Origin of the sequence: Novosphingobium rosa NBRC 15208, assembly GCF_001598555.1 — a bacterium.
Taxonomy (GTDB): domain Bacteria; phylum Pseudomonadota; class Alphaproteobacteria; order Sphingomonadales; family Sphingomonadaceae; genus Novosphingobium; species Novosphingobium rosa.
Genome location: NZ_BCZE01000190.1, coordinates 1 through 642, shown reverse-complemented (window position 1 = coordinate 642; position 642 = coordinate 1). Strand labels below are relative to the sequence as shown.

Genomic DNA, 642 nt, shown 5'->3' with positions numbered 1-642 from the left:
AAGGCCGCCGCTTTCGGCGCCTTCATGAATCAGGGCCAGATCTGCATGTCCACCGAGCGGATCATCGTGGTCGAGGCCATCGCCGATCAGTTCGCGGAAAAGTTCGCCGCCAAGGTCGCCTCGATGGCCACCGGCGATCCGCGCGAGGGCACCACGCCCTTGGGCGCGGTGGTGGACATCAAGACCGTCAACCACGTCAACGCGCTGATCGGCGACGCCACCGCCAAGGGCGCCACGCTGCTCACCGGCGGCCCCGCGACAAGCGTGCTGATGCCCGCCACCGTGGTCGATGGCGTGACCGAGGCGATGGATCTCTACCGCGATGAAAGCTTCGGGCCGGTGGTGGCGATGATCCGCGCCAGGGACGAAGCCGATGCCATCCGCATCGCCAATGACAGTGCCTATGGCCTCTCCAGCGCGGTCTTCACCGGAGACGGGGCGCGGGGCCTGCGCGTGGCGCGCCAGATCAAGGCGGGCATCTGCCATATCAACGGCCCCACCGTGCATGACGAAGCGCAGATGCCCTTCGGCGGCGTGGGCGACAGCGGCTATGGCAAGTTCGGCGGCATGCAGGGCATCGACAGCTTCACCGAGACCCGCTGGATCACCATGGAAACCCAGCCCGGCCATTTCCCGATCTGA

At 66.8% G+C, this 642-nt stretch carries 1 protein-coding gene; it reads left to right on the top strand.

The features are described 5' to 3' along the window. Nucleotides 1-642: aldehyde dehydrogenase family protein (locus SR3_RS30355; RefSeq protein ID WP_157099229.1), on the top strand; the 642-nt coding region annotated here is incomplete at its 5' end.